We start from the raw sequence: 2,033 nt of genomic DNA, 5'->3' as shown, positions 1-2,033 counted from the left end.
GCCACCGGCGGCCAGAGCGCCGACACCCGCTTCGTCTCGAGCGCCACCTACAATGCGGTGTGCGGGCTGCCGGCGACGAAGACCGACGTCAACGGCCTGGTGAAGACCTTCACCTACGATCCGTTCTGCCGGCCCTATCAGGTCTCGCAGAGCATCACCGGCGCCTATGCCAAGACCCGCTTTGAGAACGAGGGCAATCCGGCAACCCAGGCGCTGGCCAGACTGACGCCGCTGCCCAACGGGGCGGGCGAGGATTTTGTCCGCTCCTATTATGACGGGCTTGGCCGGGTCTACCGGGTGGAGACGCCCGGAGAGACGGCGGCCGGCGCAAAGCGCATTGCCGATACCGACTACGATCTGCGCGGCAATGTGCTGCGCACCGCCTTCCCGCGCTTTGTCGGCGACACCGCGCAGTGGACGACCAACTCCTACGATTGGAACGACCGGTTGGTGAAGACCGTCTATGCCGATGCCAGCCAGACGACCTTGGCCCACAGCCTCGACACCGGCACCGGGGCCAATCCGCGGCTTTACGCGGTCACCCAGACCGACCAGATCAATGCGACGACCACACGCCAGTCGAAGAGCGTGTCCTCGACGCGCGGCGATGTCGTGCAGATCGTGCGCGATCTCGGCGGGCTCAATCTGACGGAGGGCCGCAGCTACGATGTCCTTGGCCGGCTGACCGGGGTCAGCGATCCCGGCGGCTCGAGCTGGAGCTACAGCTATGACATGGTCGGCAACCGGCTTTCGGCAACGGATCCCGATCTCGGCACCTGGTCCTATGTCTATGACGGCGCCAACCGGCTGACCAGCCAGACCGATGCCCGCGGCACCGTCACAGCTCTCGCCTACGACCAGATGGACCGGCTGACCCTGAAGACGGCAACGGCATCCGGCGGCAGTGCGGTGACGCTGACGCAGAACACCTACGACCAGGCGGCGGCGGGCTTCTACAACATCGGCCAGCTTACCACATCGACCAATCCAGCCGCCACGCAGGCCGCCAAGTATGATGGCTTTGGCAAGGTTGCCCGCCAGGACGTCACGCTGGGAACGCTGACCCACACCACGACCAGCGTGCGCGATGCCTCCGGCCAGACGCTGCGCACCCAATACCTGCCGGTGCCGCTCGACTTCGGCACGCTGGCCGCCCCGCTGCAATATACCGCCGGCAACAAGCTGCTCTCCGCCTCCGGCTTCATCACCTCGACCATCTACGAGGCCGACGGCCAGACCAAGGAGATCACCTATGCGAATGGGGTGAAGACGTCCTTCATTTATTCGCCGACCCGCCGCTGGCTGACCCGCGTCACCACGGCCAAGGGCGCCACGGTCCTGCTCGACGACCAGTATGCCCGCGATCTCATCGGCCGCATCACCGGCACGACCGGGCAGGCGGCCTCCGACAGCTGGACCTACGGCTATGACAAGGCCGACCGGCTGACTTCGAGCGACAATCTTGGCAACAACACGCTCGACGAGACGTTCGTCTATGCCGCCAACGACAACCTGACCTCACGCACCCGTGTTGCCGGGACGTACATCTATCCCGCGGCGAGCGCAGCCCGTCCGCACGCGCCGACCGCGGTCGGCGCCAAGACGCTCACCTATGATGCCAACGGCAACATGACCGCCGACGGCACCCGGACTCTGGTCTGGGACGAGGCCAACCGCCTGAAGACGGTCACGCAAGGCTCCAGCGCCGTGTCGCTGTTCTATGGCCCGGACGGCGCGCGGGCGAAAAAGAGCTCGTCCTTCGCCACCACGCTCTATCCCGACGCGTCCGTCGAGATCGATCCGGCGACACCCGGAGCGGAGATCTACACCCGCTATCCCCATCCCGACGTCAAGGTGACCGGCGCCACCAAAGCCTTCCTGCATCGCGACCACCTGGCCTCGGTGCGCATGGTCACCGATGCCTCAGGCGCCATTGCCGAGCAGACCAACTACGCCAGCTATGGCGAGCGCCTCAACACCGGTTTCCAGACGCAAAAATCCTATATCGGCGAGCGCTTCGATCCCGAGACCGG

1 protein-coding gene is annotated in these 2,033 nt (G+C 65.7%); it reads left to right on the top strand.

Annotation, left to right across the window (positions count from 1 at the left end):
* Positions 1 to 2,033: RHS repeat domain-containing protein (locus NKG95_RS34115; RefSeq protein WP_353043868.1), on the top strand; the 2,033-nt coding region annotated here is incomplete at both ends.

Source organism: Mesorhizobium sp. M1423, assembly GCF_040317575.1.
GTDB lineage: Bacteria > Pseudomonadota > Alphaproteobacteria > Rhizobiales > Rhizobiaceae > Mesorhizobium.
Note: the sequence above shows the minus strand (reverse complement) of the source record. Positions and strands in the feature narration are given on the sequence as shown.